This window comes from Nocardia coffeae (assembly GCF_019890715.1).
Lineage (GTDB): Bacteria > Actinomycetota > Actinomycetes > Mycobacteriales > Mycobacteriaceae > Nocardia > Nocardia jiangxiensis.
On record NZ_JAINZY010000008.1, the window covers coordinates 80,020 to 106,726 of the forward strand.

24 protein-coding genes are annotated in these 26,707 nt (G+C 68.0%); 16 read left to right on the forward strand and 8 right to left on the reverse strand.

Annotated elements, in window-relative coordinates; genetic code table 11:
• The first annotated feature begins 58 nt into the window (after window positions 1-58).
• The 5 genes from K7711_RS27055 to K7711_RS27075 all read left to right on the forward strand — a co-directional run bounded on the left by K7711_RS27055 (window position 59) and on the right by K7711_RS27075 (window position 4,171).
• Window positions 59-298: an NfeD C-terminal domain-containing protein gene (locus K7711_RS27055; protein ID WP_222972277.1), complete on the forward strand. Its 240-nt coding sequence runs from the start codon at window positions 59-61 to the stop codon at window positions 296-298.
• A 14-nt stretch (window positions 299-312) separates the two neighbouring features.
• Complete coding sequence (locus K7711_RS27060) at window positions 313-1,428, forward strand: SPFH domain-containing protein (protein ID WP_222972278.1); 1,116 nt, start codon at window positions 313-315, stop codon at window positions 1,426-1,428.
• A 32-nt stretch (window positions 1,429-1,460) separates the two neighbouring features.
• On the forward strand, window positions 1,461-1,856 hold the full coding sequence (locus K7711_RS27065) for a cold-shock protein (RefSeq protein WP_040821886.1): 396 nt from the start codon (window positions 1,461-1,463) through the stop codon (window positions 1,854-1,856).
• A gap of 168 nt (window positions 1,857-2,024) precedes the next feature.
• Window positions 2,025-3,107, forward strand: a complete 1,083-nt coding sequence (locus K7711_RS27070; RefSeq protein WP_222972279.1) for an ATP-dependent DNA ligase — start codon at window positions 2,025-2,027, stop codon at window positions 3,105-3,107.
• The gene (locus K7711_RS27075; RefSeq protein ID WP_222972280.1) at window positions 3,104-4,171 is read left to right on the forward strand and encodes a DNA polymerase domain-containing protein; all 1,068 of its coding nucleotides are present in this window, start codon (window positions 3,104-3,106) and stop codon (window positions 4,169-4,171) included. The genes K7711_RS27070 and K7711_RS27075 overlap by 4 nt, the downstream gene beginning before the upstream one ends.
• 39 nt (window positions 4,172-4,210) lie before the next feature.
• On the opposite strand, the gene K7711_RS27080 is transcribed toward K7711_RS27075, so the two are convergent.
• A complete protein-coding gene (locus K7711_RS27080; protein ID WP_222972281.1) occupies window positions 4,211-4,858 on the reverse strand; it encodes a TetR/AcrR family transcriptional regulator in 648 nt (215 codons plus the stop codon).
• Entirely contained in the window at window positions 4,842-5,987 is a 1,146-nt protein-coding gene (locus K7711_RS27085) for an acyl-CoA dehydrogenase family protein (RefSeq protein WP_222972282.1), read from the reverse strand. Before K7711_RS27085 ends, K7711_RS27080 begins: the two co-directional genes overlap by 17 nt.
• A gap of 238 nt (window positions 5,988-6,225) precedes the next feature.
• Between K7711_RS27085 and K7711_RS27090 the strand changes: the two genes are divergently transcribed.
• Both K7711_RS27090 and K7711_RS27095 read left to right on the forward strand, forming a co-directional pair.
• On the forward strand, window positions 6,226-7,689 hold the full coding sequence (locus K7711_RS27090) for an SDR family NAD(P)-dependent oxidoreductase (RefSeq protein WP_235747903.1): 1,464 nt from the start codon (window positions 6,226-6,228) through the stop codon (window positions 7,687-7,689).
• A gap of 158 nt (window positions 7,690-7,847) precedes the next feature.
• The gene (locus tag K7711_RS27095) at window positions 7,848-8,228 is read left to right on the forward strand and encodes a DUF2784 domain-containing protein (RefSeq protein WP_222972284.1); all 381 of its coding nucleotides are present in this window, start codon (window positions 7,848-7,850) and stop codon (window positions 8,226-8,228) included.
• On the opposite strand, the gene K7711_RS27100 is transcribed toward K7711_RS27095, so the two are convergent.
• Window positions 8,209-8,958: a thioesterase II family protein gene (locus K7711_RS27100; protein WP_222972285.1), complete on the reverse strand. Its 750-nt coding sequence runs from the start codon at window positions 8,956-8,958 to the stop codon at window positions 8,209-8,211. The genes K7711_RS27095 and K7711_RS27100 overlap by 20 nt on opposite strands.
• A gap of 53 nt (window positions 8,959-9,011) precedes the next feature.
• On the reverse strand, window positions 9,012-9,584 hold the full coding sequence (locus tag K7711_RS27105; RefSeq protein ID WP_222972286.1) for a TetR/AcrR family transcriptional regulator: 573 nt from the start codon (window positions 9,582-9,584) through the stop codon (window positions 9,012-9,014).
• Window positions 9,585-9,687: 103 nt separating this feature from the next.
• Here K7711_RS27105 and K7711_RS27110 point away from each other — a divergent pair, with 103 nt between their 5' ends.
• The 3 genes from K7711_RS27110 to K7711_RS27120 all read left to right on the forward strand — a co-directional run bounded on the left by K7711_RS27110 (window position 9,688) and on the right by K7711_RS27120 (window position 12,962).
• Entirely contained in the window at window positions 9,688-10,899 is a 1,212-nt protein-coding gene (locus K7711_RS27110) for an FAD-dependent monooxygenase (RefSeq protein WP_222972287.1), read from the forward strand.
• A gap of 101 nt (window positions 10,900-11,000) precedes the next feature.
• Window positions 11,001-12,038: a nucleoside hydrolase gene (locus tag K7711_RS27115; RefSeq protein ID WP_308014967.1), complete on the forward strand. Its 1,038-nt coding sequence runs from the start codon at window positions 11,001-11,003 to the stop codon at window positions 12,036-12,038.
• Window positions 12,039-12,062: 24 nt separating this feature from the next.
• Window positions 12,063-12,962, forward strand: a complete 900-nt coding sequence (locus tag K7711_RS27120; RefSeq protein WP_222972288.1) for an amidohydrolase family protein — start codon at window positions 12,063-12,065, stop codon at window positions 12,960-12,962.
• 40 nt (window positions 12,963-13,002) lie between these two features.
• Here the strand turns inward: K7711_RS27120 and meaB are convergent, their stop codons facing one another.
• The 3 genes from meaB to K7711_RS27135 are packed head-to-tail and all read right to left on the reverse strand — an operon-like array spanning window position 13,003 to window position 18,347.
• The gene (meaB, locus tag K7711_RS27125) at window positions 13,003-14,232 is read right to left on the reverse strand and encodes a methylmalonyl Co-A mutase-associated GTPase MeaB (RefSeq protein WP_235747862.1); all 1,230 of its coding nucleotides are present in this window, start codon (window positions 14,230-14,232) and stop codon (window positions 13,003-13,005) included.
• Window positions 14,229-16,484 (reverse strand): methylmalonyl-CoA mutase, encoded by a 2,256-nt coding sequence (gene scpA / locus K7711_RS27130; protein ID WP_222972289.1) that lies wholly within the window; start codon window positions 16,482-16,484, stop codon window positions 14,229-14,231. Before scpA ends, meaB begins: the two co-directional genes overlap by 4 nt.
• Before the next feature lie 3 nt (window positions 16,485-16,487).
• Complete coding sequence (locus K7711_RS27135; protein WP_222972290.1) at window positions 16,488-18,347, reverse strand: methylmalonyl-CoA mutase family protein; 1,860 nt, start codon at window positions 18,345-18,347, stop codon at window positions 16,488-16,490.
• A gap of 232 nt (window positions 18,348-18,579) precedes the next feature.
• Here K7711_RS27135 and K7711_RS27140 point away from each other — a divergent pair, with 232 nt between their 5' ends.
• The 6 genes from K7711_RS27140 to K7711_RS27165 all read left to right on the forward strand — a co-directional run bounded on the left by K7711_RS27140 (window position 18,580) and on the right by K7711_RS27165 (window position 24,544).
• Window positions 18,580-19,278 (forward strand): TVP38/TMEM64 family protein, encoded by a 699-nt coding sequence (locus tag K7711_RS27140; RefSeq protein WP_222972291.1) that lies wholly within the window; start codon window positions 18,580-18,582, stop codon window positions 19,276-19,278.
• Window positions 19,279-19,388: 110 nt separating this feature from the next.
• Complete coding sequence (locus tag K7711_RS27145; RefSeq protein WP_222972292.1) at window positions 19,389-20,225, forward strand: SAM-dependent methyltransferase; 837 nt, start codon at window positions 19,389-19,391, stop codon at window positions 20,223-20,225.
• A 47-nt stretch (window positions 20,226-20,272) separates the two neighbouring features.
• Complete coding sequence (locus K7711_RS27150) at window positions 20,273-21,184, forward strand: serine/threonine-protein kinase (protein ID WP_222972293.1); 912 nt, start codon at window positions 20,273-20,275, stop codon at window positions 21,182-21,184.
• An 83-nt stretch (window positions 21,185-21,267) separates the two neighbouring features.
• Window positions 21,268-22,557: a hypothetical protein gene (locus K7711_RS27155; RefSeq protein ID WP_222972294.1), complete on the forward strand. Its 1,290-nt coding sequence runs from the start codon at window positions 21,268-21,270 to the stop codon at window positions 22,555-22,557.
• A complete protein-coding gene (locus K7711_RS27160) occupies window positions 22,554-23,327 on the forward strand; it encodes a hypothetical protein (protein WP_222972295.1) in 774 nt (257 codons plus the stop codon). Before K7711_RS27155 ends, K7711_RS27160 begins: the two co-directional genes overlap by 4 nt.
• A gap of 110 nt (window positions 23,328-23,437) precedes the next feature.
• Window positions 23,438-24,544, forward strand: a complete 1,107-nt coding sequence (locus tag K7711_RS27165; RefSeq protein WP_222972296.1) for a saccharopine dehydrogenase family protein — start codon at window positions 23,438-23,440, stop codon at window positions 24,542-24,544.
• Here K7711_RS27165 and K7711_RS27170 read toward each other — a convergent pair.
• Complete coding sequence (locus K7711_RS27170) at window positions 24,522-26,495, reverse strand: MFS transporter (RefSeq protein ID WP_222972297.1); 1,974 nt, start codon at window positions 26,493-26,495, stop codon at window positions 24,522-24,524. The two genes, K7711_RS27165 and K7711_RS27170, sit on opposite strands and share 23 nt — an antisense overlap.
• Window positions 26,496-26,707 lie beyond the last annotated feature (212 nt).

A 26,707-nucleotide genomic window follows, 5' to 3' on the forward strand; every position in this document is an offset into this window, starting at 1 on the left:
AGAGCGGTACGGTGGGAAAACACCCGGTTCACCGTTGCCCGGTAAGGAGTTCGATGCGATGACCGACCCGGTGCAGGGTTTGACCGGTACGCTCACATCGCCGATCCGCGGCGAAGGCATGCTCGGAGAGGTCCTGGTCGCGATCCGAGGGGGGACAGAGAGCTACATCGCACGATCCACCGAGCCCATCGAACAGTTCGCGACCGTCCTGATCGTCGAGGTGCATCCGGGCCGGATCGTCGATGTCGTTCCCTGGTTCCCGCTCGACGTCGCACCGGGTGGGGAAATGTCGAGATAGCAAGGGAGACAACAGTGCTGGGGTACCACGTGCCCGATCCGGACGAGGCGATGCTCGTCAGCGGGGGCAAGGCCAGAGACAATGCGCCGTTCCGGGTGATCACCGGTCACGGCGCGTGGGTGATGCCGTTCTTCCGCAAGGTCAGATATCTGTCGCTGGCCATGTACGAGGCCGAGATCCAGGAACGCTGCGTCACCAAACAGGCCATCCAGCTCGATGTGCGCGCCGTGATCGCCTTCAAGGTCGCCAACGACACCCAGTCGGTGGTCAACGCCGCGCAGCGTTTCCTGTCCGAGCAGGAGCGGGAGATGTCGGTGCTGACCGGCCGCATCTTCTCCGGACATCTGCGTTCGATCGTCGGCTCGATGACGGTCGAGGAGATCATCCGCGAACGCCAGAAGCTCGCCGACGAGGTGCTGGTCGCCTCGAAGGTGGAGATGAGCAATATCGGCCTGTGGGTCGACTCGTTCCAGATCCAGTCCATCGACGACGGCAACCTCGGCTACATCGGCGCCCTCGCGGCCCCGCACAACGCCGCGGTCCAGCGCGATGCCCAGATCGCCCAGGCCGCCGCGTCGCAGGCCGCCGCCGAAGCCGAACAGGCCTCCAAGCGCAAGCAGGCCGAATACCAGCGCCAGACCGCGATTCTGCAGGCCGAATACCAGCGCGACATCGATAAGGCCAAGGCCGAGGCATCCCAGGCCGGCCCGCTGGCCGAAGCCATCGCGCTGCAGGAGGTGCTCACCGCGCAGGCCGAACGCGCCCGCAAGGAAGCCCAGCTGCGCGAACAGCAGCTGCAGACCGAGGTGGTCAAGCCCGCCGAAGCCGAGGCCGAACGCGTGCGCGTGCTCGCACAGGCCGAGGCCGACCGCACCCGCATCCAGGCCGAGGCCGCGGCGTCGAACAACCGCATCGCCCTGGATCAGCTGCTCATCGAACAGCTGCCCGAAATCGTCAAGCAGGCCTCGGTCGGCCTCTCGCACGCCAACCTGACCGTGCTGAACGGACCCGACGGCGTCAGCGAACTCGTCAACGGCATGGTCGGCCAGGGTCTGACGGTGTTCAACTCACTGCAGAAAGCCCTCTCTTCCACCGGTGAATCCACCGACAACGAACAGCGGGACAGTTAGAGTGACGGCACAGTGACGGCAATGAGGAGCGGGTGCAGGTGTCGATCGGGAAATTGGTGTCCTTCGACAGTTCACGGGGGTTCGGATTCATTCGGCCGGAAGACGGCGGCCCCGATGTCTTCGTTCATGTGAACGACATCGGGCTCGACGAGGATGAACTGCGCCAGGGACGGGTTTTCGAATTCGAGGTGACCGAAGGTGATCGGGGTCCGAAAGCGGTCAATCTGACCCTGGTCGCGGGCCAGCCGCCCGTGCCACGCCATCGCAACCGCGAACGCGGCGCCAGCGTACTCACCGCCGCCGAGCACAAACGCCTGATCACCGAACTGCTGCTCGATGCCAGCCCGGCCCTGACCGCCGGGGAGATAGTCACCATCCGCGAGCGACTGACGGCATTCGCCGAACAGCACGGATGGCTGGAAGGCTGATCGGCGCTACCGAATTCTGTCGGTACCACCACATACGATCTTCCTGACGATGCGGGCGATGAATTTTCCCCGCCCGCATCGTCTACCAGGTTGAGACACCGATTCGTACCCGGAGCCACGAACACGCCGGAGCGAAGCGGAGGCCGAAAACACCGCCAGGAGGATCGTGTGGATCTGCCCGTCATGCCACCGGTGAAACCGATGCTCGCCAAATCCGCATCGGAGCTGCCCGGCGATCCGGAGCTGTTCTACGAACCCAAGTGGGATGGATTCCGCTGCATCGTGTTTCGCGACGGCGACGAGATCGAACTCGGCTCTCGCAACGACCGTCCGCTCACCCGTTATTTCCCGGAATTGGTGAGCCTGCTCGCGCAAGCTCTGCCGCCACGGTGTGTGGTGGACGGCGAGATCGTCGTGGTCACCGAACACGGCCTGGATTTCGACACCCTGCAGAATCGCCTGCATCCGGCGGCCTCGCGGGTGAACAAACTCGCCGTGGAGACGCCGGCCAGTTTCGTGGCTTTCGATCTGCTCGCGCTGGGCGACCGGGATCTGACCGGCGAGCCGTTCGCCGAGCGCCGCAAGATCCTGGAAACCATCGTCGATCATTCGCTCGATCGCGTGCACCTCACGCCGATCACCACCGATCCGGTGCTGGCCCGCGACTGGTTCACCCGTTTCGAGGGCGCCGGATTCGACGGCGTGGTGGTCAAGGCCGGTGATCTGGCATATCTGCAGGACAAGCGGGTGATGATCAAGGTCAAACACGAGCGCACCGCGGACTGCGTGGTGGCCGGATTCCGCTGGCACAAGGACGGCCAGGGCGTCGGTTCCCTGTTGCTGGGGCTGTTCGACGAGCAGGGCACGCTGCATCACGTCGGCGTGGCCAGCAGTTTCACCGCCGCCCGCCGCGCCGCGCTGGTCGATGAACTCCAGCCGCTGCGCGAGAACGCCCTGGCGAACCATCCGTGGCGGCAGTGGGCCGATGCCGCGGCCCAGGCGAAGGCCGAAGGGAAAATGCCCGGCGGGGTGAGCCGCTGGACCGGAACCAAGGATCTGTCCTGGGAGGCGCTGCGGCCCGAACTGGTCGCCGAGGTCCGCTACGAGCACGTCATGGCCGGACGCCTGCGACACGGCGGCCGCCTGGTCCGATTCCGGGACGACCGCATGCCCGAATCGTGCACCTACGCCCAGCTCGAGCAGGTCGCCCCGGCCGAGCTCGCCGACATCTTCGCCGAGGCGCGCAAATGAGCGACTCCATCGATATCGAGGCCGCCGGTCGCACCGTGCGGATCAGCAATCCGGACAAGATCTACTTCACCAAGCGCGGCGAGACGAAACTCGATCTGGTGCGCTACTACCAGGCCATCGAGGAACCGATCATGCGCACCATCGGCAATCGGCCGGTGCTGCTGGAGCGGTATCCGGACGGGGCGAGCGGCAAATCCTGGTTCCAGAAGCGGGTGCCCGCCTCGGTCCCGGACTGGTTGCAGACCACCAAGGTCGCCACCCCCAACGGCACCACCAGCGACGCTCTCGTCGCCGCGGACCTCGCGCACATCCTGTGGGCGGTCAACCTGGGCTGCTTGGGTTTTCACGTCTGGGCCAACCACGCAGCGGCCGGACCGCCCGACACCGCCGCCGGGCACACTCCCACACCCCGGGCCGTCACCGAGGTTCTCGGTGATCTCGCCATCGCCGACGAACTGCGGATCGACCTGGACCCCTCCCCCGGCATCGGATTCGCCGACCTGCGCGAGGCGGCGATCAGCACCCGTGCGCTGTTCACCGAACTGGGCATCGATTCGCGGATCAAGACCTCCGGCTCGCGCGGCCTGCACATCTACGTCGCGCTCGAACCGCGCTGGGACGGCTATCAGGTCCGCGCGGCCTCGGTGGCCCTGGCCCGCGAACTCGAACGCCGCCATCCCGACCGGATCACCGCGCAATGGTGGAAGGAGTTGCGCGGCAGCCGGGTTTTCATCGATTACAACCAGAACGCCCCGCACAAAACGGTTTTCGGCGCCTGGTGCGTGCGCCCCAAGGTCGGCGCGCAGGTGTCCACGCCGATCTCCTGGGAGGCCCTGGACACCGTCGTGCCCGACGAACTCACCATCGCCACGGTGCCCGCACGGGTCGCCGAGTTCGGCGACCCGTGGGCCGACCGCACTCCCCAGTCCATCGAGCCACTCCTGAAAATGGCTGCCCGAGACCAGGATTCGGGCCTGATGGACGCCCCGTGGCCGCCGCAGTACCCGAAGATGCCGAACGAGCCACCCCGCGTACAGCCCAGTCGCGCCCGCACCCAGGAGTGAGTTCTTCCCGCACGCCCGGCCGCGCCGGCGCGGACCGGGTCAGCGGTCGATCTTCGGGAACGACGTGGTGACCAGCGCGAACAGCATGTCCGCGAGCAGGATGTGCACCTGCTCGCGGGTCAGCGTGCCGCGGATGATCCATTCGCGCCCAGCGGTTTTCACCATGCCGCCGTAGGCACGCACCAGGGCCCGCAGTTCGCCCGAATGCTGAGACCCGCTCAGGCCCACCATGTCCAGCAACCGGGCCGCGGCCGCATCGTCGGCCTCGTCCAGGATCCGCTGCACCTCCGGATCGTCGCCGATGCCCTCGTGCCCGGTGACCTTCACCCAGGTGCTGCCGTGTTCGCCGATGATGTCGAGCAACCACGCCACACTCGCATCGACCCGCTCGCGGTCCGTGCCGCTCGGCAGCACCATATTGTCCGGTTTGGGCAGGGTCACCATCCGGCGCACCACCGCGAGATACAGGTCGCGCTTATTGCCGAAATAGTGGTTGATCAGGCCACGGGCCACCCCGGCGCGCTGCGCGAGTTCCGCGGTGGACACCGCCGCGTAGGGGCGTTCACCGAACATCTCGATGGCGCGGCCCAGAATCTGGGCACGGCGCTCGTCCGGATCGAGCCGACGGCGTGCCGGGGCATCGGCCTCGGCGGCTGCCGCGAGTCGGGTTTCAGAGTGAGCGGGCAATGAGATCCTTCATCACCTCGTTCGAGCCGGCCAGGATACGCAGGATCCGGGCGCCCGTGTAGAGCTGGGAGATCGGGTATTCCGTCATATATCCATAGCCACCGAAGAGTTGCAGACAACGGTCCACCACAATACCCAACTGATCGGTCAGCCAATATTTCGCCATGGCAGCGGTGGGAATGTCGAGTTCACCCCGAAGATGCTTACTGATGGCGTCATCGAGGAACGTACGGCTCACCTGCGCGATCGTCTTGCACTCGGCGAGTTCGAACTTGGTGTTCTGCATCGCGAACAGCGGCTTGCCGAACGCCTCGCGCCCCTTGGTGTACTCCACGGTCAGCTCGACGGCCTTCTCCATCATCGCCACCGCCATGATCGCGGTGACCAGCCGCTCCTGCGCGAGCAACTGCATCATCTGGTAGAAGCCCTGGCCCTCGGCCTCGCCGAGCAGGTTGCCGGCCGGCACGCGCAGCCCGTCGAAGAACAGTTCCGCGGTGTCCTGCCCCTTGCCGCCGATCTTGGACAGGATCCGGCCGCGCTTGAAACCGGGCGTGTCATCACCGACCTCGGCGAAGATCAGCGAGACGCCCGCCGCGCCCTTGGTCGGATCGGTCTTGACCGCGAGGATGATGCCGTCGCACAGCCAGCCGTTGGAGATGAAGATCTTCGACCCGGTGATGACGTACTCGTCGCCCTCGCGCACCGCGCGGGTCTTGATGGCCTGCAGGTCCGAGCCGGTGCCCGGCTCGGTCATGCCGATCGAGAGCACCATCTCACCGCTGGCCGCCTTGGGCAGCACCCGCTGCTTGAGCTCCTCACTGCCGAAGTGCGCCAGATACGGCGCGATGATCGAGGAGTGCACCGGCATGCCCAGCGCGCCCTCGCCGCCGAAGGACTGCTCCTCGATGATGGCCGCCTCGTGCGCGAAAGTGCCTCCGCCACCGCCGTATTCGGTCGGAATGGCCGCGCACAGCAGCCCCAGCTCGCCCGCCCGGTTGTACAGCTCACGGTCGGGATGGCCCTGCTCGACGAACTTCTCCTCGTGCGGGACGACCTCCTTGGCGAAGAAATCTCTCGCCAGCTCCCGGACCGCCTCGACCTCGTCGTCGCTCCATGCCGCGCGTGCCATCTTCGTCTCACCTCTCGTACCGAGCCGATTCACCGTGCGGACGTCCGGCCCTCTCACCTGCCGGACGCACGTCCCGATCGGCATCCCGCCGACCTCCGGCACCAGCGTGGACCACTGTTGGCATTATGTCAACAACCCGGGTATGCCCCGTAGGGCGGCCGTGTGCAGGCGCACACCAGCACTGATGCGACAATGTTCCGACCGCATCCGCACGCACGAAGGAACCACCCGCACCGCGATGGCCGACCACGACCCGACGACCGATACCGCCGCACCGCAGGCCGCCATCGATCCCGAGGAACTCGCCATCTGCCTGCGGGTCCTGGATCAGGTCGGCGATCTGGACAAGGACCATCCCGATTCGGTGCGCGTGCAGCGCGCGGTCGGGCACATGTTCAAGATGCTCAAGCGCCGCCGCCGCGTCGCCGCCCGCGAGGCCGTCGCGGAGAACGATCGCGCCGTCGTGCACGCGACGGCCACCGGATCGCTCAACCGGATCGACGACGAGACCGCCGGAATCCCGTTGACCTCCAACGCTTCCGGCGCCTCGGCGGGCACGCTGCTCAAGCCCCGCCCCTGCTACATCTGCAAACAGCGCTACACCCGCGTCGACGCCTTCTACCACCAGCTGTGCCCGGACTGCGCCGCTCGCGGCCACGCCAAACGCGATGCGCGCACCGATCTGCGTGGCCGCCGCGCCCTGCTCACCGGCGGACGCGCCAAGATCGGCATGTACATCGCGCTGCGCCTGCTGCGCGACGGCGCGCACACCACGATCACCACCCGCTTCCCGAACGACGCCATCCGCCGGTTCAAGGCCCAGCCGGACAGCGCCGACTGGATCCACCGGCTGCGCGTGATCGGCATCGATCTGCGCGATCCCGCGCAGGTCGTCGCGCTCACCGAGGATGTCGCCGCCCAGGGCCCGCTGGACATCCTGATCAACAATGCCGCGCAGACCGTGCGCCGCTCGGCCGGTGCGTACGGCGCGCTGGTCGAGGCCGAGGCCGATCCGCTGCCGGTGGGCGAGCTCCCCGACATGGTCAGCTTCGGCAAGACCATGCAGGCGCATCCCACCGCGCTGACCGCCTCACTCGCCCCCGCACTCACCGCCGCCGAGGTCACCGAACTGGCGCTCGTCGCGGGATCGGCCACGCCCGAACGCATTTCGCGCGGTCTGGCCATCGATGCCGGGGGTCTGGTCCCCGATCTCGCGCACACCAACAGCTGGGTGCAGACCGTGGCCGAGGTCGATGCCACCGAACTGCTCGAGGTGCAGCTGTGTAACTCGGTCGCGCCGTTCATCCTCATCTCCCGGCTGCGTCCGGCGATGGCCGCCGCCGCGGCACGGCGCAAGTACGTCGTGAACGTCTCGGCCATGGAAGGCGTCTTCGGCCGCGGCTACAAGGGCCCCGGCCATCCGCACACCAACATGGCCAAGGCCGCGCTGAACATGCTCACCCGCACCAGCGCCGCGGAGATGCTCGAAGCCGACGGCATCCTGATGACCGCCGTGGACACCGGCTGGATCACCGACGAACGCCCGCACTACACCAAACTCCGCCTCGCCGAGGAAGGCTTCCACGCACCGCTGGATCTGGTCGACGGCGCGGCGCGCGTGTACGACCCGATCGTGCGCGGCGAGAACGGCGAGGACCTCCACGGCTGCTTCCTCAAGGATTTCGAACCGTCCAACTGGTGACCGCTCCACGGGAATTCACCACTTGTGCCACCACCGGGCACCGGCCCGGGCCGCTCCCCGTGCGCCGCGGCGCACCGGCCCACCGGACGCGGGATCGCACGCATCAATACGATCACACCCGGCCGGAAGGACCATGATCGACGCCTACCCTGGAATACATGATGTACCGTTTGCTGGCTGACGCCACCGTGCTGGTGCACTTCCTGTTCGTCGTCTATGTGGTGGTCGGCGGCTACTTCGCGTGGCAGTGGCGATGGACGATCTGGACTCATCTGGCCGCGTTCGGCTGGGGGTTCAGCACGGTGTTGTTCAACATCTCCTGCCCGCTGACCCACCTGGAGAACTGGTCGCGCGAACGTTCGGGCGAGGCCCCGCTACCGGCCAGCGGGTTCATCGATCACTACATCACCGGTGTGTTCTATCCGCGTGACGCACTGGATCTCGTGCGGGTACTGGTCGTGATCGCCGTCGCGCTCTCGTGGGCGGGATACGTTTGGCTACCGCGGCACCACCGCGCGCTCAAACCAAGCGTTCGTTGACGAAATCCGCTACCTCGGCGACCTTTTCGTCGAGATAAAAGTGCCGCCCCGGGAACGTGGACAGCTCGAACGTACCGGTGGTGTGTCGCTGCCACTCCCCCGCCTGCTCCGGGGTCACCGTCGGGTCCGCATCGCCGAGCAGCACCGAGACATCGCACCGCAGCTCGGGTCCCGGCTCGAAGCGATAGGTCTCGACGGCCTGGTAATCCGCGCGGACCGCGGGCAGCACCAATTCCGTCAGACTCGGCTCCGATCGCAGAATCGCCACGGAGGCAGGATCATTGGCCAGACGCTCCAACTCGGCGATCACCTCCGCGTCCGGAGCCTGATGTATCGCACCGGCATACGAGGCATGCGGTGCGATACGTCCCGAGACGAACAGCCGGATCACCTTCTGCCCCGCGTTTTCCAGCCGCCGGGCGGTCTCGAAGGCCACCGTCGAGCCCATGCTGTGGCCGAACAGCGCCAGTCGCGGCGCACCGACGGACAGCTCCGGAGTGATCCGGTCCGCGAGCTCCCGCAGATCGGTGAGCAGCGGCTCGGCGAGACGATCCTGACGGCCGGGATACTGCACCGCGTAAACCGCTGTGTCCGGGCGTATCTGCTGCGCCAGAGCGCGATACGCACTCGCCGAACCGCCTCCGGGCGGGAAGCACACCAGCACCGTGCGCGGATCAGGCACCGCACGCAATTCACGCAACCAGCCGCCCGCGACAATTCGTCCCGCCACGCAGTTTCCTCCCGCTCGATGCCAGCGTCCGTCGGGCCGAGGGTACTCGGTGGCTATTTCCCCTGGAGCGCCGAGAGGGCGACTTCCAGGTCGTCACCCAGCAGCATCTCGCCGTCGGGTCCGAGCAGGGTCAGCATCGCGATGCCCTGGAACAGCACGAAATACAGCTTCGCGACCGCCCGCGCCTGCTCGGCGGACAGATCCGGATACACCTCGCGCAGCAGCCCGGACAGTTCGGTGTACGCCTCGCCGGTCGCCTCGGCCAGAAATTCCTGGGAGTCCGGCGAGCGGGCGATGCGCATACCGTTCTCCAGGCTCAGCAGCAGTTGTTCCCGATGCCGGAATGCCACGTCCACCAGTCCGTTCAGGGTGGACGCGAAGGATTCGGGCAGCGAACGCCCCTCCCCCGCAGCCCGGATCGCCTCGTCCATACCGTCGCCGATCTCGCTGCCGACGGACATGGTGATGGCCTCGGAGACCAACCGATCCTTCGAGCCGAAGTGGTAGCCGATCGCCGCCAGGCTGACCCCGGCGGCTCCGGCGATGTCCCGCGCGGTCACCTTGGCGAGCCCGCGCTCGAGGATCACCTTCTTCGCCGCCGCCAGTAGATCTTCTCGATTACCCATATGCCCAGGTTACAACGTCTTAGACATTTGTTCTAGACAGATGTGCCAACCGTGTGGCACATTTGTCTAAGACATTCGATCCACACGACAGGGAACCGACATCATGGGCACCACGCACACCCCGCGCATCCTCGTCTCCGGCGGCGGCATCGCCGGTAATGCCGTTGCGCTGCAACTGCTTCGCGCCGGAATCGACGTCACCGTCATCGAGCGGGCCGCCGCTCCCCGGCCCGGCGGACAGGCCGTGGATCTGCGCGGTCCCAGCCGCGAGGCCGCCGAGCGGATGGGCCTGATGCCCGGTATCCGCAAGTACCAACTCCAGGAACTCGGCATGTCCTATGTCGACACGCAGGGGCGGACCTACGCGAACATGTCGATGGAGTTCTTCGACGGGAAGGGGCCGGTGGCCGAGATCGAGATCACCCGCGGCGATCTGAATCAGGTCCTGCTGGACGAACTCGCCGGCGCCGCGGGCGATCTGGACTACCGGTACGGCGACTGGATCACCGCACTGGACCAGGACGATTCCGGGGTCGAAGTAGGCTTCGCCTCCGGACGCACCGAACGTTTCGATCTCGTCATCGGCGCCGATGGCGTGCACTCGGCCACCCGGCGGCTGGCCTTCGGCCCGGAGGAGCAGTTCAGCACGTATCTGGGCGGCTACATGTCGTTCTTCACGATTCCCACGCCGCCGGACGTGCGGCCCGGATGGTTCACCATGCAGCTGATTCCCGGCGCAGCGGTCGGCCTTCGGCCCGACGGCGACCCCGATACCGCCAAGGCCATCCTCACCCTTCTCACCGACCGGGACCCCGCCCTGCGCGGCGATCTCGACGCGCAGCACCGGCTCATCCGGGACCATCTGGACGGCGACGGCTGGCATGCCCCGACGATTCTCGCGGGGATGGCGACGACCGAGGACTTCTACTTCGACGAACTGGCCCGAATCGATATGCCCACCCTCAACGCCGGACGCGTCACCCTGCTCGGCGACGCCGGATACTGCGGCTCCCCGATGACGGGGATGGGCACCGCCATGGCAATCGTCGGCGCCTACGTCCTCGCGGGCGAGATAGCCGCCACCCCGGACGATCTGCTCGGCGCGCTGGGCCGATACGAGCAGAAGGTGACCCCGTTCCTGGACGAGGCGAAGCAGCTCCCGGGCGGCGGCATCGATATGATGTTGTCGCACAGTCGATTCGGCACCGCCATGCGCCGAACCGCCAACCGGGTGATGTTCTCGCGGGTGATGCGGCCGGTGATGATGAAGATGTTCTTCGGCAAGACCGAGGACTACGAACTGCCGACGTACTGAACGCTGCGGACAGGCGGGTCCGGCGCCTGGACCCGCCTTCCGGATGCGGCCCGAGGCGACCCTCGGCAACCACGCCGCACCACACCGATAGGATTGCGCCGGTGCGGCAGAAGATCATCATGGATGTCGACACCGGCATCGACGATTCCCTCGGACTGCTCTACGTGCTCGCCAGCCCGGAGGCCGAACTCCTGGGTATCGTCTCGACGGCCGGTAACGTCTCCGCGCCACAGGTCGCGACGAACAATCTGGCGCTGCTGGAGCTCTGCCGGGCGCCCGATATCGAGGTGGCGCTCGGCGCGGACACTCCCCTGGCGATCCCGCTGCAGACCACCGAGGACACGCACGGCCCGCAGGGCATCGGCTATGCCGAATTCCCACTTCCCCCGCGCCGGATCTCGCCCCGGTCCGGGGCGCAGCTGTGGGTGGATCTGGTGCGCGAACATCCCGGCGAGATCATCGGGCTGTGCACCGGGCCGCTCACCAATCTCGCACTCGCGCTGCGGATCGAGCCGCGGCTGCCGCAACTGCTCGGCCGGCTGGTGGTGATGGGCGGGGCGTTCAACCATCCGGGCAACACCACGCCGACCAACGAGTGGAATGTGCACGTGGATCCGGAGGCGTGGCAGGAGGTCTTCGCCGCCTTCGCCGCCGCACCGGCCGACCGGCGTCCGCTGGTCTGCGGACTGGATATCACCGAGACGATCGAGATGGTCCCGGATCATCTCGCCCGGCTCGCCGAACGCGCGCACAGCGTTCCCGAGCGCGAGGTCGCCGAAACCGATACGCCCGGCACCCGCTCCAAGGCGAGCAACCCGATCGTGCGGTTCCTGACCGACGCGGTGCGCTTCTACTTCGAATTTCACCGCCACTACGACCAGGGCTATCTCGCGCACATGCACGATCCGTTCGCCGCGGCGGTGGCGCTGGACCCCGGCCTGGCCCGCACCCGGGCGGCCACGGTCGAGGTCGAACTGGGCGGCACGATCACCCGCGGGACCACCGTGGCCGACTGGGCCGGGATGTGGGGCCGGGAACCCAACGCGGACATCGTCATCGGCACCGATCCGGCGGTCTTCTTCGACCGGTTGATCGAGCGGGTGGGAGATTTCGCCCGCACGGTGTATCCGGACCGCTGATCGAGAAGTTGTGGAGATCGCAGTATGAACGCAGACGACGACCTGACCTATGTCCACGAATTCCAGCGGCGGCTCGACCTGCCCGGAATCATCGACGTCCATACGCATTTCATGCCCGAGCCGGTGATGCGCAAGGTGTGGGCGTACTTCGATGCCGCCGGTCCGCTGACCGGGCGGCCGTGGCCGATCGCCTACCGCGACGAGGAGCAGGTCCGGTTGAAGACGTTGCGCGACTTCGGTGTTCGCGCATTCACCGCACTGGTCTATCCGCACAAACCGGAGATGGCGGCCTGGCTCAACGACTGGTCGGCCGATTTCGCCGCCCGCACCCCGGACTGCCTGCACACCGCGACCTTCTTCCCGGAGCCGGGCGCGGGCGAGTACGTCGCGTCCGCGATCGAGGCGGGAGCGCGAATCTTCAAGGTGCACATCCAGGTCGGAGATTTCTCGCCCGTCGATCCGCTGCTGACGCCAGTGTGGGAGATCCTGTCCGAGACCGGCGTTCCGGTACTCATCCATTGCGGTTCGGGCCCGGCGCCCGGCAGATTCACCGGACCCGGACCTATCGCCGAACTGCTGCAACGCTTTCCGCGTCTGCGCTTGATCGTCGCCCACATGGGCGCACCCGATTACACCGAGTTCCTCGACATCGCCGAGCGGCACCCCCTGGTTCACCTGGACACCACGATGAACTTGACGGACTTCTTCGATTCGCAGGATCCGTTCCCCGAGAACGAGCGCACCCGTCTGCTCGCGCTGGGCGACCGCATCCTGTTCGGCAGTGATTTCCCGAACATTCCGTACCCGTACGCCCATGCGCTCTACGCTCTGGATCGTCTCGAGCTGGGTGACGCCTGGCTTCGTGGCGCCTGTTACGACAATGCCGCACAGCTGTTCGGGTTGGAGTCGCACGCGAGGCACTAGATTCGCACCGGAACCCAGCGGCCTTCGCGCTGAACGGATCTCAGCCGTCGAAGGCGCGCAGGATCTCCTCGGTGGCCAGGGCGGGGGTGAGGGATCCCTCGCGGACTCGGTCCTGCACCTCGGTCCGGATGGCTTTCACCGCCGGGCTTTCGGCCAGGCGGCGCAGCAGCTGGTCGTGCACCATGGTCCAGGTCCAGTCGACCTGCTGGCGGCGGCGCTTTTCGGCGAACTCCCCCGCCTCGGTGAGTACCCGGCGATGGGTCAGCACGGTGTCCCAGAAGGTGTCCAGGCCGGTGCCGTTGAGGCCGCTCATGGTGAGAACCGGTGGGCGCCAGAGGGAATCGCGCGGATGGATCAGGCGCATAGCGCCCTGCAGCTCGCGCGCGGCGGATTTGGCCTCGAGTTCGTGGCGGCCGTCGGCCTTGTTGACCGCGACCAGATCCGCCAGTTCCAGGACGCCCTTCTTGATGCCCTGCAACTGATCTCCGGTGCGCGCCAGGGTCAGGAAGCAGAACACGTCGACCATATTGGCGACGGTCACCTCGGACTGGCCCACGCCGACGGTCTCCACCAGCACCACGTCGTATCCGGCGGCCTCGAGCAGCACGATCGTCTCGCGGGTGGCCTTGGCCACCCCGCCCAGGGTGCCCGCGGTCGGCGAGGGGCGGATGAACGCGTCACGTTCGGTCGACAGCCGCGCCATGCGGGTCTTGTCGCCGAGGATCGACCCGCCGGTCCGAGTCGAGGACGGATCCACCGCCAGGACCGCCACCCGATGCCCCTGCCCGATCAGGTACATGCCGAGCGCATCGATGAACGTCGACTTGCCGACGCCCGGAACACCGGTGATGCCCACGCGATTGGATCCCACCGCACCTTCGGAGCCGACCTTCAGCAACAACCGCTGGGCCAGATCGCGATGATCCGGACGAGTGGACTCGACGAGGGTGATCGACCGGGCCAGCGCGCTGCGCTCGCCCTTGCGGACCGCCTCGGCCAGCTGATCGACATCGATCGTGCGACGCGGTGCGGCGGCCGAACCTCCGCCCGTGCCGCCGGTCGAGTTGCCGACGCCCGAGGTCGAGGTCAGCCGCGGATGCCCGGCGGGAACCCAGTCCTCGCGCCGCTGCCGCTGTGCCGCAGTCGATTCGGCGCTCCCGACGTCGAGGGCACCCGGCTGCCCACCGTCGGCGGGCTCGGCCGAACGACGACGATCCGTGGTCGATGCGACGGACTCCGCACCGCCGTCGTTCGCGACGGGCTCGTTCATTCGCCCGCGCCGGTGCCGATCTCGTGCCCGAGTCCGGCCGCCAGTTTGCGAAGCAGATCGACCGCGGCGTCGGCGATCACCGTGCCGGGCGCGAAGATCGCGGCCGCGCCCGCGGCGTACAGCTCGTCGAAGTCGCCCGGCGGGATCACCCCGCCCACCACGACCATGATGTCGGGACGACCGACATCGGCCAGCGCCTGCCGCAGGGCGGGCACCAGCGTGAGGTGGCCGGCCGCGAGCGAGGACACGCCGACGACGTGCACGTCGTTGTCCGCGGCTTGCTGGGCCACCTCCTCCGGGGTCTGGAACAGCGGGCCCACATCGACGTCCATGCCCAGATCGGCGAAGGCCGTGGCGATCACCTTCTGACCGCGATCGTGCCCGTCCTGGCCCATCTTGCAGACCAGGATGCGGGGGCGGCGGCCCTCGACGGCGGCGAACTCCTCCACCAGCGCCATCGCTTGGCTGATATTGGTCACCTTCCCGGCCTCCTCGCGGTAGACGCCCGAGAGCGTGCGGATCTCGGCCTGATGACGTCCGTACACCTTCTCCAGCGCGTCGGAGATCTCCCCGACGGTCGCCTTCGCGCGTGCCGCGTCGATCGCCAGCGCCAGCAGGTTGTTGTTCATGCCGCCCTCGGACGACGCTGCGGCCCTGGTCAATTCGGCCAGCGCGCGCTCGACCTCACCCGAATCGCGTTCGGCGCGCAGACGGCGCAACTTCTCGTTCTGCTCGGCGCGCACCCGGGAGTTCTCGACCTTGAGCACCTCGATCGGGGTGTCCTCGGTGACCTGGTACTTGTTGACCCCGATCACCGGCTGCTGGCCGGTGTCGATGCGCGCCTGCGTGCGCGCGGCGGCCTCTTCGATGCGCAGCTTCGGGATGCCCTCCGAAATCGCCTGTGCCATACCGCCGTGCGCCTGCACCTCGGCGATGTGGGCGCGGGCCCGCTCGGCGAGCTGGTGGGTCAGCCACTCCACGTAGTAGGAGCCGCCCCACGGGTCGGCGGGCCGGGTGGTGTTGGACTCCTGCTGGATCAGCAGCTGGGTGTTGCGGGCGATCCGCGCGGAGAAGTCGGTCGGCAGCGCCAGGGCCTCGTCCAGGGCGTTGGTGTGCAGCGACTGGGTGTGGCCCTGGGTGGCGGCCATCGCCTCCACACAGGTGCGCGCGACGTTGTTGAACACGTCCTGCGCGGTCAGCGACCAGCCCGAGGTCTGCGAATGGGTGCGCAACGCAAGGGATTTCGCGTTCTTGGGCTCGAACTGCGCGACCAGCTCGCTCCACAGCAACCGTCCCGCGCGCATCTTGGCGACTTCCATGAAGAAGTTCATGCCGATCGCCCAGAAGAACGACAGCCGCGGCGCGAACTTGTCGACCTCCATACCGGCCTCGATACCGGCCTTGATGTACTCCACGCCGTCGGCGAGGGTGTACGCCAGCTCCAGATCCGCGGTGGCCCCGGCCTCCTGGATGTGGTATCCGGAGATCGAGATCGAGTTGAACTTCGGCATCTTCGCACTGGTGTAGGCGAAGATGTCGGAGATGATCCGCATCGAGGGCTTGGGCGGATAGATGTAGGTGTTGCGGACCATGAACTCTTTCAGAATGTCGTTCTGAATGGTTCCGGCCAGCTGTTCGGGCTTGACGCCCTGCTCCTCGGCAGCCACGACGTACAGCGCCAGAATCGGCAGCACCGCGCCGTTCATGGTCATCGACACCGAGACCTGGTCCAGCGGAATGGAATCGAACAACTCCCGCATGTCCAGGATGGAGTCGATGGCCACACCGGCCATGCCGACGTCACCGGTGACGCGCGGGTGATCGGAGTCGTAGCCGCGGTGCGTGGCCAGGTCGAAGGCCACCGACAGGCCCTTCTGACCGGACTGCAGGTTGCGGCGGTAGAAGGCGTTCGAGTCCGCGGCGGTGGAGAAACCCGCGTACTGGCGAATGGTCCACGGCTGGTTGACGTACATCGTCGGGTACGGACCGCGCACGAACGGCGCGACGCCCGGCACGCTGTCCAGCGGATAGCCCTGCTCGACGATGGCGTCGCGGTCGGCCCTGGTGAACACCGGCGGGACATCGATGCCCTCGGGCGTCGCCCACACCGACTGCTCGGGGGTGTACCCGTTCGCCTCGGCTGCGGTGCGCACGAACTCGCGCACCTGCTCCTCGCCGGGCTGCGCGGCGCTCTGGGCGCTCGCGTCCAGCGGCACGTCGGCGAAACTGCCGATCACGTGATTGATGGTCATCGTCTACGCTCCCAGCTTCTCCAGCAGGCCGGACAGTGCCGCGACCGCGTCCATCCGTGCGGTCAGGTATCCGTCCGGACGCTGTGCGTCCGGCACTTCGGCCACGGCCTTCTCGGGCCCGGCCAGCAGCACCGTGGTCACACCGGCGCCGCGCAACTGCTCCGCGGCCGCGGCGGCCTCGGTGGCGTAGCGCCCGTCCGATCCGCACAGCACCGCGACACTCGCGCCCGATTCGGTTGCGGCCGCGCCGATTCCGGAGAGCTCCAGCACGCCCGGGTTGGTCGTCTCGATACCGCCCGAGGCGAGCACGTTGGCGGTGAAGGTGACCCGGACGTTGTGTTCGGCCACCGGGCCCAGCGGGATCAGCACCGCCTTCGGGCGCCGGCCGTGTGCGGCGAGGTAGGCATCGGACCGGTTGCGCAGCGCCTCGAACGCCGCGCCGTACCGCGCCACGGTCGCGGGCTCGCGCGCCGCCTCGGATAGCGGGGTCTCGGCCAGGTTCGGGAATTCGTTGACGCCGGTGACCGACGTCTTGCGGTGTGCCACATCGCGATCGCGCCAGGCGCGGGTCTCACCGACGCGCTCGGCCAGCAGACCCGAGTCCAGCGCGGCGCGGAATCCGCCGGCGGCCTCGAGTTCCTGCATGAACTCCCATGCCTTCGCGGCCAGGGCGTCGGTCGCGCTCTCCACGTACCAGGATCCCGCGCCGGGATCCTGCACATGGCCCAGGTGCGATTCCTCGAGCAGCAGCAACTGCGTGTTGCGGGCCATGCGCTGCGAGAACGCCCGGGACACATCGAGTTCCCCGGCGGGCAGTGCGGAATCGAAGGGCAGCACCGTCACCAGATCCGCGCCGCCGACGCCCGCGCCGAAGGCGGCCAGGGTGGTGCGCAGCATGTTCACCCACGGGTCGCGCTGGCTCATCATCGGCGCCGAGGTGACCGCCCACTGCGGGGCGTTACCGGCGCCCGGCGCGCCCAGCTCGTGCGCCACCCGAGCCCACAGGCGGCGCGCGGCACGGAACTTCGCGATCGTGCCGAACTGGTCGTCGGTGGCGGCGAAGCGGAACACCAACTGGCCGAGCGCATCCGAGACGGGCACGCCCGCGGCGGTCAACGCCCGCAGATACTCCAGGCCCGCGGCGATCGCGGCGCCGAGTTCCTGCGCGTCGGAGGCGCCCGCGTTGTGCACGGCCACGCCGCACACCGTCAGCGCGCGGATGGTCTCCGGTCGGGCGACGGCCTGCTGGGCCAGCGTCACCGCAGTGTCCAGGTCGGCGTGGGTGGTGCCGTTGAATTGGCTGGTCAGCGGGCTGATGCCCAGGGAGACCTGGATGTCGCCGCGTTCGGTGGCCTCGTAGCCGTCCAGGATCGAGAACAGTTGTGCGGTGGCCGCACTCGCGTCGGCGCCCGCGTCCAGGGCCAGTGGGGCGAGTTCGAACAGCAGCCCGCGCAGCGCGCGCGGCAGGTCGGCGACCGGAACGCCGCGTTCGCCGACGCCGAGCCACACCGAACTCACGCCGTTGTCGAGCCCGCCCAGAATCTCCTCGTTCACCGCGGCGGCATCCGAGCCGTCGAAGCGGGCCGTCACGTACCAGCCGCGGTGCACGTCGCGGGTGGGATCGCCGCCACGCACGAACGGGAATTCGCCGGGCAGCGGCGCCTCGGGCAGTTCGTCACGGCGGGTATAGAGGGGGGCGACGGTCAGGCCGTCGTAGGTGGACACATCGAGCAGGCGCTCCGGCTCGTCGCCGAACTCCGCGGCGTCCACCTTGCGAGCCTTCGCGAGTACCCCGGCCACACCCTTACGCCACTCGGCGTACCCGGGTACCGGTTCCGCGCCGGGATCCGATCCATTCGGCATCGCTGCTGTACCTCTTCCCACTCGAGTCGATACTTCCACCTCTACCGGACACCGGGATCACCGACCAACTCTTCGCAGCACCTTCGCACGACGCTGTGTGCCTTGTTCGCACGAACTCACCGCGCGATTCCGCGCGCACACGTACTATGCGGCCCGGCCGCGCGCACGGAGTTCGCCTGCGGTTCGACCGGGCGTTCCATGCCCGGACCGGCCCGGCCGGTACTCTGGCTCGGTGCTGAGCAGACTCCGCAATCCGCGCGTCATCGCGCTGCTGGTCCTCTGCGGCGTGCTGGTCGCGGTGGCCCTGCTGGCTCCGCATCCCGCGCCGCAGCAGATCCGCGACTGGGCGCATTCGGTCGGGCCGCTGTTCCCGATCGTGTTCTTCCTGGTGCACGCGATCGTGACCACCGCGCCGTTCCCCCGCACGGTGTTCACGCTCAGCGCGGGGCTGTTGTTCGGTCCGGTGCTCGGTGTCGGCATCGCCGCCGGGGCGACGACCATCAGCGCCATCCTGGCCCTGCTGCTGGTGCGCGCGCTCGATCGCGACCAGGTGGCCAAGCGGCTGCACCATCCCGCGGTGCGGGCGGTCGATCGCCGACTGGCCCGACGTGGCTGGCTGGCCGTCGGCTCGCTGCGGCTGATCGCACCGGTGCCGTTCTCGGTGATCAACTACTGCGCCGGATTGTCGTCGGTGCGTATGGTGCCGTACCTGCTGGCCACGGTGATCGGCATCATGCCCGGCACGGTGGGCGTGGTGGTGCTGGGCGATGCGCTGACCGGTCGCACCGATCCGGCGATGCTGGTGCTGTCCGGGGTCTGCATCGCCATCGGCGTCATCGGACTCGTTGTCGACGCCCGCTGGGGCGCAAGCCAATTCACCGATCAGGCCGCATCCGCCGAGGCCTCGGCCGCACAGCCCGCCGACGCCTGAGCCCGCCCGTCGCACACGGCGCCTAACCCGACAATTCGCCGAACCGCGCCCGTCGGGCCTCGGAACCGGCATACTCTTGCGTCGCAAACAGGAGACCGGAGAGGGACAGCATGCCGGACGGCGACACCGATGGCCGCCTACCGACCACGATCGACACCACCGTCGCACACGAAGCGCGCGTCTACGACTACTGGCTGGGCGGTGTGGACAACTACCCCGCCGACCGCACGCTGGGCAACGCGATCGCCGCGCACATTCCCGGCATCCGCAGCATGGCACGGGCCAATCGGGTCTTCCTCGGCCGCACTGTGCGCTATGCGATCACCGAGTTGGGCATCACCCAATTCCTCGACATCGGCACCGGACTGCCCACCGCACGCAACACCCACCAGGTGGCCCAGGAGGTGGATCGCACCGCGCGAATCGTCTACGTGGACAAGGATCCGCTGGTCCTGGCACACGCGCGAGCACTGATGAAGGGCTCGCCCGTGGGCCGGACCGCCTTCATCCACGCCGATCTGCTCGATCCGGAATCGATCCTGCGCGATCCGCGCCTGGCCGACACCCTGGACCTGGAACGCCCGATCGCGATCATGCTGATCTCGGTGCTGATGTACTTCCACGACGCGGACGGCATACACGATGTCGTCGCCCGGCTGCTCGATGGCGTAGCACCCGGAAGCTCCCTGGCCATCAGTCATTTCACCGGCGACTTCAACGCCTCCGGCGCCGCACGAGCCGTGGACGCCGCCGCACGGGGCGGGCTCACCCTGGTCACGCGAAATCAGTCCGAGGTCGAAAACCTTTTCGCCGGAACCGATCTCATGCCGCCGTGGGTCAGCACGCTGGAGGACTGGCACCCCGAACTCGGCGAGGACCTCCCGTACGACGCCGAACCGCACGTGGGCCCCGCCTGGGCATGGGCCGGAATGGGGCGCAAACCCTGAGCGATCGTCAGCGGGAAATCGGGCACCGGCGGTTCTAAGCTGTGGCCGTGTTGTTCAGCGCAGGAGACAGGTTCGCGGAGTTCGTCATTCGAACGCCGTTGGGCCTCGGCGGCACCAGTGAGGTATATCTGGCCGACGACGGGCAGGGACCACTCGCGCTGAAGATCATGAATACCGCCGCGAGCCGTTCGAGCGCGGCGCGGGCGCGATTCGTGCATGAATTCGAGGTCGCGGTGAAACTGCACCATCCCAATATCGTGCAGATGTTCGCGCACGGTGAATTCGACGGACGCCTGTGGTCCTCACACGAATACATCGACGGGGCCGCCGCTCGCGGGCCCGCACCGCGCGCCGATCCGGACCCCGCACTGGTGGTCGCGATCCTCACCGCCATTGCCCACGCGCTGGACTACGCGCACGTCCAGGGAGTTCTGCATCTGGACGTCAAACCGGCGAACATGTTGCTGAGCCGAATCGAACCGGCGACCGCGGCCGATGCCAGAGCGTTGAGCGAGGGCGGTGCGTTCGCACCCGATCCGGACATGATGGCGCGGGTGAAACTCTCCGATTTCGGCACCGCCCGCCGGATCGATGGATCCGGTCCGCAGCTCACGCCCGAGGGTTTCGTGGTGGGCTCACTGCCTTATGCCGCACCGGAATTGCTGTGCGGTGGAGCGATGACACCGGCGACCGACCAGTACGCGCTGGCCTGTTCGGCCGCCGAGTTGCTCACCGGCCAGGTGCCATTCCCGCTGATGAATCGTTTCCGGTTGGCCGATGCGCAGATATCTGCCGAACCGCCCGATATCTCCCGCCGCCGCCCGTGGATTCCGACCGCGGTCGGCTCGATTCTGCGCAAATGCCTGGCGAAGGATCCCGCCCGGCGGTACGGCACCTGTGCCGAGCCGATTCGGATGATCGCCCGCGCGCTGCGCGATATCGATCCGGCCGACTGCTGAGCGGCGAGACGGTAAGAGACTGGAAGTCTTTGTGTCTCATAGCCTAACGTGCTAGACATGTCGCCAACGGCAAGGAGACCTCTGTGACGCGTCGGCATCGACTGATCATCTGGGGCCCCGGCGATATGGGCGGGCGAGCATTGCGCACGGCGCTCGAGTCGCCTCGGTTCGACGTCGTCGGGGTCAAGGTGTTCAGCCCGCACAAGCACGGCCGAGATATCGGCGAACTGGCCGGACTGCCGCCGGTAGGCATCACCGCGACCACCTCGAAGGCGGAAATCCTTGCCCTGGAGGCGGATTGCGTAGTGCATACGCCCACCACGCCCGCGCTGGTGCAAGGTGCGGACGCCGATGTGCTGGATCTGCTGGAGTCGGGCAAGAACGTGGTGTCGGCGGCGTCCTACCACAACCCGGCCATGCCGACGTGGCTGTCCGAAACGCGTTCACCACTGGGGGTGTTGCGCACGGTCGCGCAGATGCGAGTGACCGGCGGCGCCTTCGGACCGCAGTTGCCCAAGGCACTCTCGGCACTGAAAACGCTGATGCGCGTGGTGGATTCACCTCCGGTCAGGTTCGCTCGACCGGCGCTGGACAGGCTCGCGGGACCACTCGTGGACCGTGCGATTCCGCGCCGGGCATCGGGCGAGCGACTCCAGGCGGCATGCCTGCGGGGCGGAGTCTCGCTGCACGGCACGGGCCTGCATCCGGGACTCATGGTCGAGCAACTGCTGTTACGCCTAGCCGGGCTGTTGGACGAGGTGCGGGAGGTGCGTTTCCTCGAGGTCGGCGATCTGTCCTGCGCGCCGGACGGCATGTGGGGCGGGCTGGCCAGCCTCGGCTTCGGCATGCCGCTGCGCGCGGTCGATTCCAACCACGCCATCGCGCTGATGCAGCACTTCTATTTCGACGCGGTGCTCGCCAACGTCGGGCACGCGCTGTTCGGCGTGAGCGCGGATCAGGTCCGGGTGGAGCGACACGTCTACCCGGTGCCCGCGCGAGTGCGGGTGGAGGCGGGCGGCAGCGTCATCGAGCCCGGTTCGGTCGGCGCGATCCATATGAGTTACCGCGGCTACATCGGAGACCGGTTGTTCATGACCAATGCGGAGTGCTGGCACGTCGGGTTGGGCAATGCCCATCTCGGCCCGGACCATCCGCGCAGCCTGGCCAGTGGACATGTGATCACGCTGGACGGCAGCCCGGCGCGGATCGAGATGCGCAACGAGTTGGACGACGAGACCCACAGCGGTGACTGGTCCGCGGTCACCGATATCTCGGTCAAGGCCATGGTCGATGTCATCCCGGAACTGTGCTTGGCGCCGCCCGGTGTCGCGACGCCCGATCTGAGCCCTCGACTCCGTCTGGAGACAGCATGAGTTCCCCGCTTCCGGTCGCGGTGCTGGGCGGTGGTGCGCTCGCCTCACGGATCTCCGAACAGCCGGATGTCGTTGTCGCGGAACAGTCCTCGGCCGTGGTCGTGGTGCACCTGTCCGCAGACTTCGACGAAATTCCCGACCATCTGCGCGCGGGCCGCGACGTCGTCACCGCTCTGCCTCTCGAGGCATTGCCGCTGGACGAGATTCGCGATGCGTGCCGCGCCGGGTCATCCACCCTGCACGCCACCGGCGGGTTCCAGTCGGCGGTCGCGGCCCGGCTGACGCGGTCGCTCGCCGCCGCGACCCGGGAGATCACCCGGATCGAATTGATCGAGGAGATCGACCTGCCGGAGGATGGCGTATATCCGTGGAACACGGTGCCGGACAACGCACTTCCCGGTTACTATTTCGCCGGTCTGCGGGTGCTCGAGGCCGCCGCCTTTCCCGACGTGAGTTCCGAAGCTCCGGTGTTCCACGCCGAGGATTCCGGTGCCGTGCACACCCTCGGCGAGCGGGTCGGCTACCGCTCGATCCGCACCCGCGGCGTCGGCGGCGTCCCGCTGCGCTACCGCCTGGCCACCACTACTGCGGCCGGAACCGCCACGGCCACAGTCGATTTCCATCCCACCGACGGAATCCATCCGGCAGATCACCTGACCCTGGTGGAACTGCTGAAGGCGGTGCGGCCGATCCACGCGAGCGAGCCCGGTATCGTACTGCGCGATCTCTGCATCACCCATCTGGCACCGGACGACCGGCTACCCCGGTAGCACGCTGTGGGCGCACCGTCGTGGTCGACGAAACCTGCTGCCGCTCAGTCTTTTTGCACGGCCGAACAGCGAATATCCGATAACGAGTAGAAGGGCCAGGTATCACGGCAATGCCGAAGATCGTCTTGTTCGGGGCGACCGGGTACACCGGGCGCCTGACCGCCGAAGTCCTCACCGCACGCGGCGCATCCCCCGTGCTGGCCGGTCGCAACGCGGCCGCCCTGGAGAAACTGGCCGCCGACCTGGGCGGCGCACCGACCGCGGTCGCCGACGTCACCGACCCCGCATCGGTGCGCGCTCTGCTCGGTCGTGGCGATGTCCTGGTGACCACCGTCGGGCCGTTTCTGCGCCACGGGCGTCCGGCACTGGAAGCGGCGATCTTCGCCGGCGCCCATTACATCGATTCCACCGGCGAAGGGCCGTTCATCCGCAGCGTGTTCGAGCACGACGACCAGGCCCGTACCGCCGGGTCGGCGCTGCTGACCGCGTTCGGGTTCGACTACGTGCCGGGCAATCTGGCCGCCGCGCTGGCGTTGCGCGCGGCGCCCGCCGCTACCCGTGCCGACATCGGCTATTTCATGGATCACCCCGGCACGAGCGGTGGCACCCGGGCCTCCATGGCCGGGATGTTGTTCGAACCCGGCTTCGCGCTGCGCGGCGGTCGGGTCGTCACCGAGGTGTCCGGCACACATCTGCGTTCCTTCGACGTCGCCGGGTCCGAACGCACGGGAGTGTCGATCCCCGGGTCGGAACATTTCGCGCTGACTCGCTCCTATCCGCAACTGCGTCGGGTCGACGTCTTCCTGGGCCTGCCGCTGCTCGCGGCGCATGGGCTGCGGGCCGGATCACAGCTGGCCGCGATCGCTGCGAGGTCGAGCGCGTTGAAGCAGGTGCTCGACGGCGCGCTGGGCCGAATCGTCAAGGGCTCCACCGGCGGCCCGGGAGCCGGGTCCCTCGGCCGCACCCGGTCCCGGGTAGTCGCGGAAGCTCGTGATGACGCCGGGAAGATTCTGTCGAGCGTCACGCTCGAGGGCGGCGATCCCTACACGTTCACCGCGGCGATGCTGGCCTGGGCAGCCGATACCGCCCTGAGCGGCGGCCTGCTCGACACCGGCGCCCTGGGCCCGGTCGATGCCTTCGGACTCGACGCACTGCAGACCGCCGCCCTCGACGCCGGCTGGACTCGCCACCCGGCTACCCCTCCGACGGACTCGTAGCAGGTTCCCGGCGCACTCGGCCACTGTGTGCCGTGGTCTCCGAATCTCGTTGTGCCGGAACGGGGTCGGCGAGAGTGTCGATGGCACGGGTGAGTTCGGTCAGCGCGGGCATGGCCGCGGCCAGCAGGTGCTGCCAGCCGGGGTGCAGGTCGTCCAGCGCGGTGCGCAGGATGTCGGTATTGGTCGACTGCCAGGCGCGCACCGCGGCGCGGCCTTCGTCGGTGAGCGTCAGGGTGACCGCGCGCCGGTCCTCCCCTGGGGCGCGGGTGATCATGTTCTGCGCCTGCAGACCGTTGACCAGTGTGGTCACCGAGTTGGGCGCCAGGCGCAACAGGCGCGCCAGCTGACCGGGACGCACGCCCGGATGCTCGGACACACTCGACAGCAGCTCGAGCTGAGCGACCGAGAGAGTATTGGCCGGATCCGCGGCCCGCGCCGCGCGGCGCATCGCGCGGCGCAGGCAGGCGATGATCTCGGCGATGGCGTTCTCGTCGGGCCGCACGGTGGTGACCGGCGAGCCCTCGGCGGCGGATGTGGTCATCGGCGACTCCTCACGCTGAGATGATCTTCCGGATTCTGCCCGACGCGCGGTCGACGTCGTGGCGACGGCCAGGATCGCGAACAGCAGCAGCCCGCCCAGCGCGATCCGCGATCCCGAGACCGCGCCATCGGAACTGCCATCCAGATGCAGGGCGAGAGTCACCACCGCGACGCCACCGGCGGTGCCCAGGCCGCGCGCCATATTGACCAGTCCCCCGCTGGTGCCGGATCGGCCCGCCGGGACCGCGCTCATGATGGCGGTGTTGTTGCTGGGAATGAAGATGCCCAGACCGAGCCCGAGCAGACCCAGCCAGCCGAAGGCCCACCACGCCGAGGCCGGGTCGGCCAGCAGCGCGGCCAGTGCGATCGTGGCCATCGCCGCGCCGAGACGTTCGCGGCGCCGCCCGTGCCAGTGCAAGGGAAGCACCCGGCCGCCGGTCACAGCCGCCAGCGCGAATCCGGCGGGCAGCGCGGTCAGGATCAGCCCGGTTCCGGCGACGCTCGCACCGTGCAACTGTGGGAACAGCGCCAGCGGTCCGAACAGCACCAGATATGCGGCGAACGCTCCGACCAGTCCCACGCTGACCGCCGTGGGGCGCAGCATCGTCAGATCGATGAGCGGATCCGCGGCACGCCGCGACCACCACCACAACCCCGCCCCGGCCGCCGCCGCCAGCACCCCCAGCGCGACCGGCGCCCACGCCGGGACCGCCAGCCCCGACACCGAGGACACCGCCAGCAGCAGCGAGCTGGTGCACAGGATCAGCAGCAACAGCCCGCGCCAATCGAATTCGTGCAGGACCGAGCGCTGCCGAGTGCGCGGCAGCAGATACCGTCCCGCGATCAGCGCGATGACGCCGACCGGCACGTTGACCCCGTAGACCCACCGCCAGCCGACCGAATCGACGAGCATTCCGCCGATCGCCGGTCCCAGCGCCAGCCCGAGAGCCTGAGCCCCGGCCTGCACACCGAGCGCGGCGCGCATCCGTTTCGCCGGCACGCTGGTGACCACCAGTGCGACGCTGTTGGCCTGCAACATGGCCGCGCCGACGGCCTGCAGCACCCGGAAGCCGATCAGCCAGCCGAGGCCGGGCGCCAGGGCGCAGGCCGCCGAAGCGGCGGTGAACACGACGAACCCTTGCAGATAAACAGCCTTGCGCCCGATCGAATCGGCGATCCGCCCCGCGGCGACGACCAGCCCGACGACGGTCAGCAGATAGGCCAGCGACACCCACTCCACCCCGGCCAGCGAGGCCCGGAACTCGTGCTGCACGGACGGAAACGTCAAGGTGACGATGCTGGCGTCGAGCTGACCCATGAACGCCCCGAGACACACCGCCCCCACCGCGAGCCATCCGGCGCGGGAATGCTCACGCACGAACCGGGGACGAGCCGACTCGACGAACAGCATCACAGACCCTTCCGCAGACACAACGTGATTATTCTAGAACAGAACATCATCGAGGTATCCGGAGGGTGACCCGAATCCGACCGCAGTGCACAATCCCCGCAACAGCTCGGCGAATTGCGTCGACCCTGGACCGATGCTGCTACCGAGTAGGCAGACAGTCTTCGCATCCTCTCGGCCAGATAGTTCTGTGACCGAACTATTCTCTCACCTGC

What these genes read in the sequence shown, in the direction of transcription:
- K7711_RS27055 (WP_222972277.1), top strand. Translation starts at nt 59, where the DNA reads ATGACCGACCCGGTGCAGGGTTTGACCGGTACGCTCACATCGCCGATC.
- K7711_RS27075 (WP_222972280.1), top strand. Translation starts at nt 3,104, where the DNA reads ATGAGCGACTCCATCGATATCGAGGCCGCCGGTCGCACCGTGCGGATC.
- K7711_RS27085 (WP_222972282.1), bottom strand. Translation starts at nt 5,987, where the DNA reads ATGGCACGCGCGGCATGGAGCGACGACGAGGTCGAGGCGGTCCGGGAG.
- K7711_RS27090 (WP_235747903.1), top strand. Translation starts at nt 6,226, where the DNA reads ATGGCCGACCACGACCCGACGACCGATACCGCCGCACCGCAGGCCGCC.
- K7711_RS27095 (WP_222972284.1), top strand. Translation starts at nt 7,848, where the DNA reads ATGATGTACCGTTTGCTGGCTGACGCCACCGTGCTGGTGCACTTCCTG.
- K7711_RS27105 (WP_222972286.1), bottom strand. Translation starts at nt 9,584, where the DNA reads ATGGGTAATCGAGAAGATCTACTGGCGGCGGCGAAGAAGGTGATCCTC.
- K7711_RS27110 (WP_222972287.1), top strand. Translation starts at nt 9,688, where the DNA reads ATGGGCACCACGCACACCCCGCGCATCCTCGTCTCCGGCGGCGGCATC.
- K7711_RS27120 (WP_222972288.1), top strand. Translation starts at nt 12,063, where the DNA reads ATGAACGCAGACGACGACCTGACCTATGTCCACGAATTCCAGCGGCGG.
- meaB (WP_235747862.1), bottom strand. Translation starts at nt 14,232, where the DNA reads ATGAACGAGCCCGTCGCGAACGACGGCGGTGCGGAGTCCGTCGCATCG.
- scpA (WP_222972289.1), bottom strand. Translation starts at nt 16,484, where the DNA reads ATGACCATCAATCACGTGATCGGCAGTTTCGCCGACGTGCCGCTGGAC.
- K7711_RS27135 (WP_222972290.1), bottom strand. Translation starts at nt 18,347, where the DNA reads ATGCCGAATGGATCGGATCCCGGCGCGGAACCGGTACCCGGGTACGCC.
- K7711_RS27145 (WP_222972292.1), top strand. Translation starts at nt 19,389, where the DNA reads ATGCCGGACGGCGACACCGATGGCCGCCTACCGACCACGATCGACACC.
- K7711_RS27160 (WP_222972295.1), top strand. Translation starts at nt 22,554, where the DNA reads ATGAGTTCCCCGCTTCCGGTCGCGGTGCTGGGCGGTGGTGCGCTCGCC.
- K7711_RS27165 (WP_222972296.1), top strand. Translation starts at nt 23,438, where the DNA reads ATGCCGAAGATCGTCTTGTTCGGGGCGACCGGGTACACCGGGCGCCTG.
- K7711_RS27170 (WP_222972297.1), bottom strand. Translation starts at nt 26,495, where the DNA reads ATGCTGTTCGTCGAGTCGGCTCGTCCCCGGTTCGTGCGTGAGCATTCC.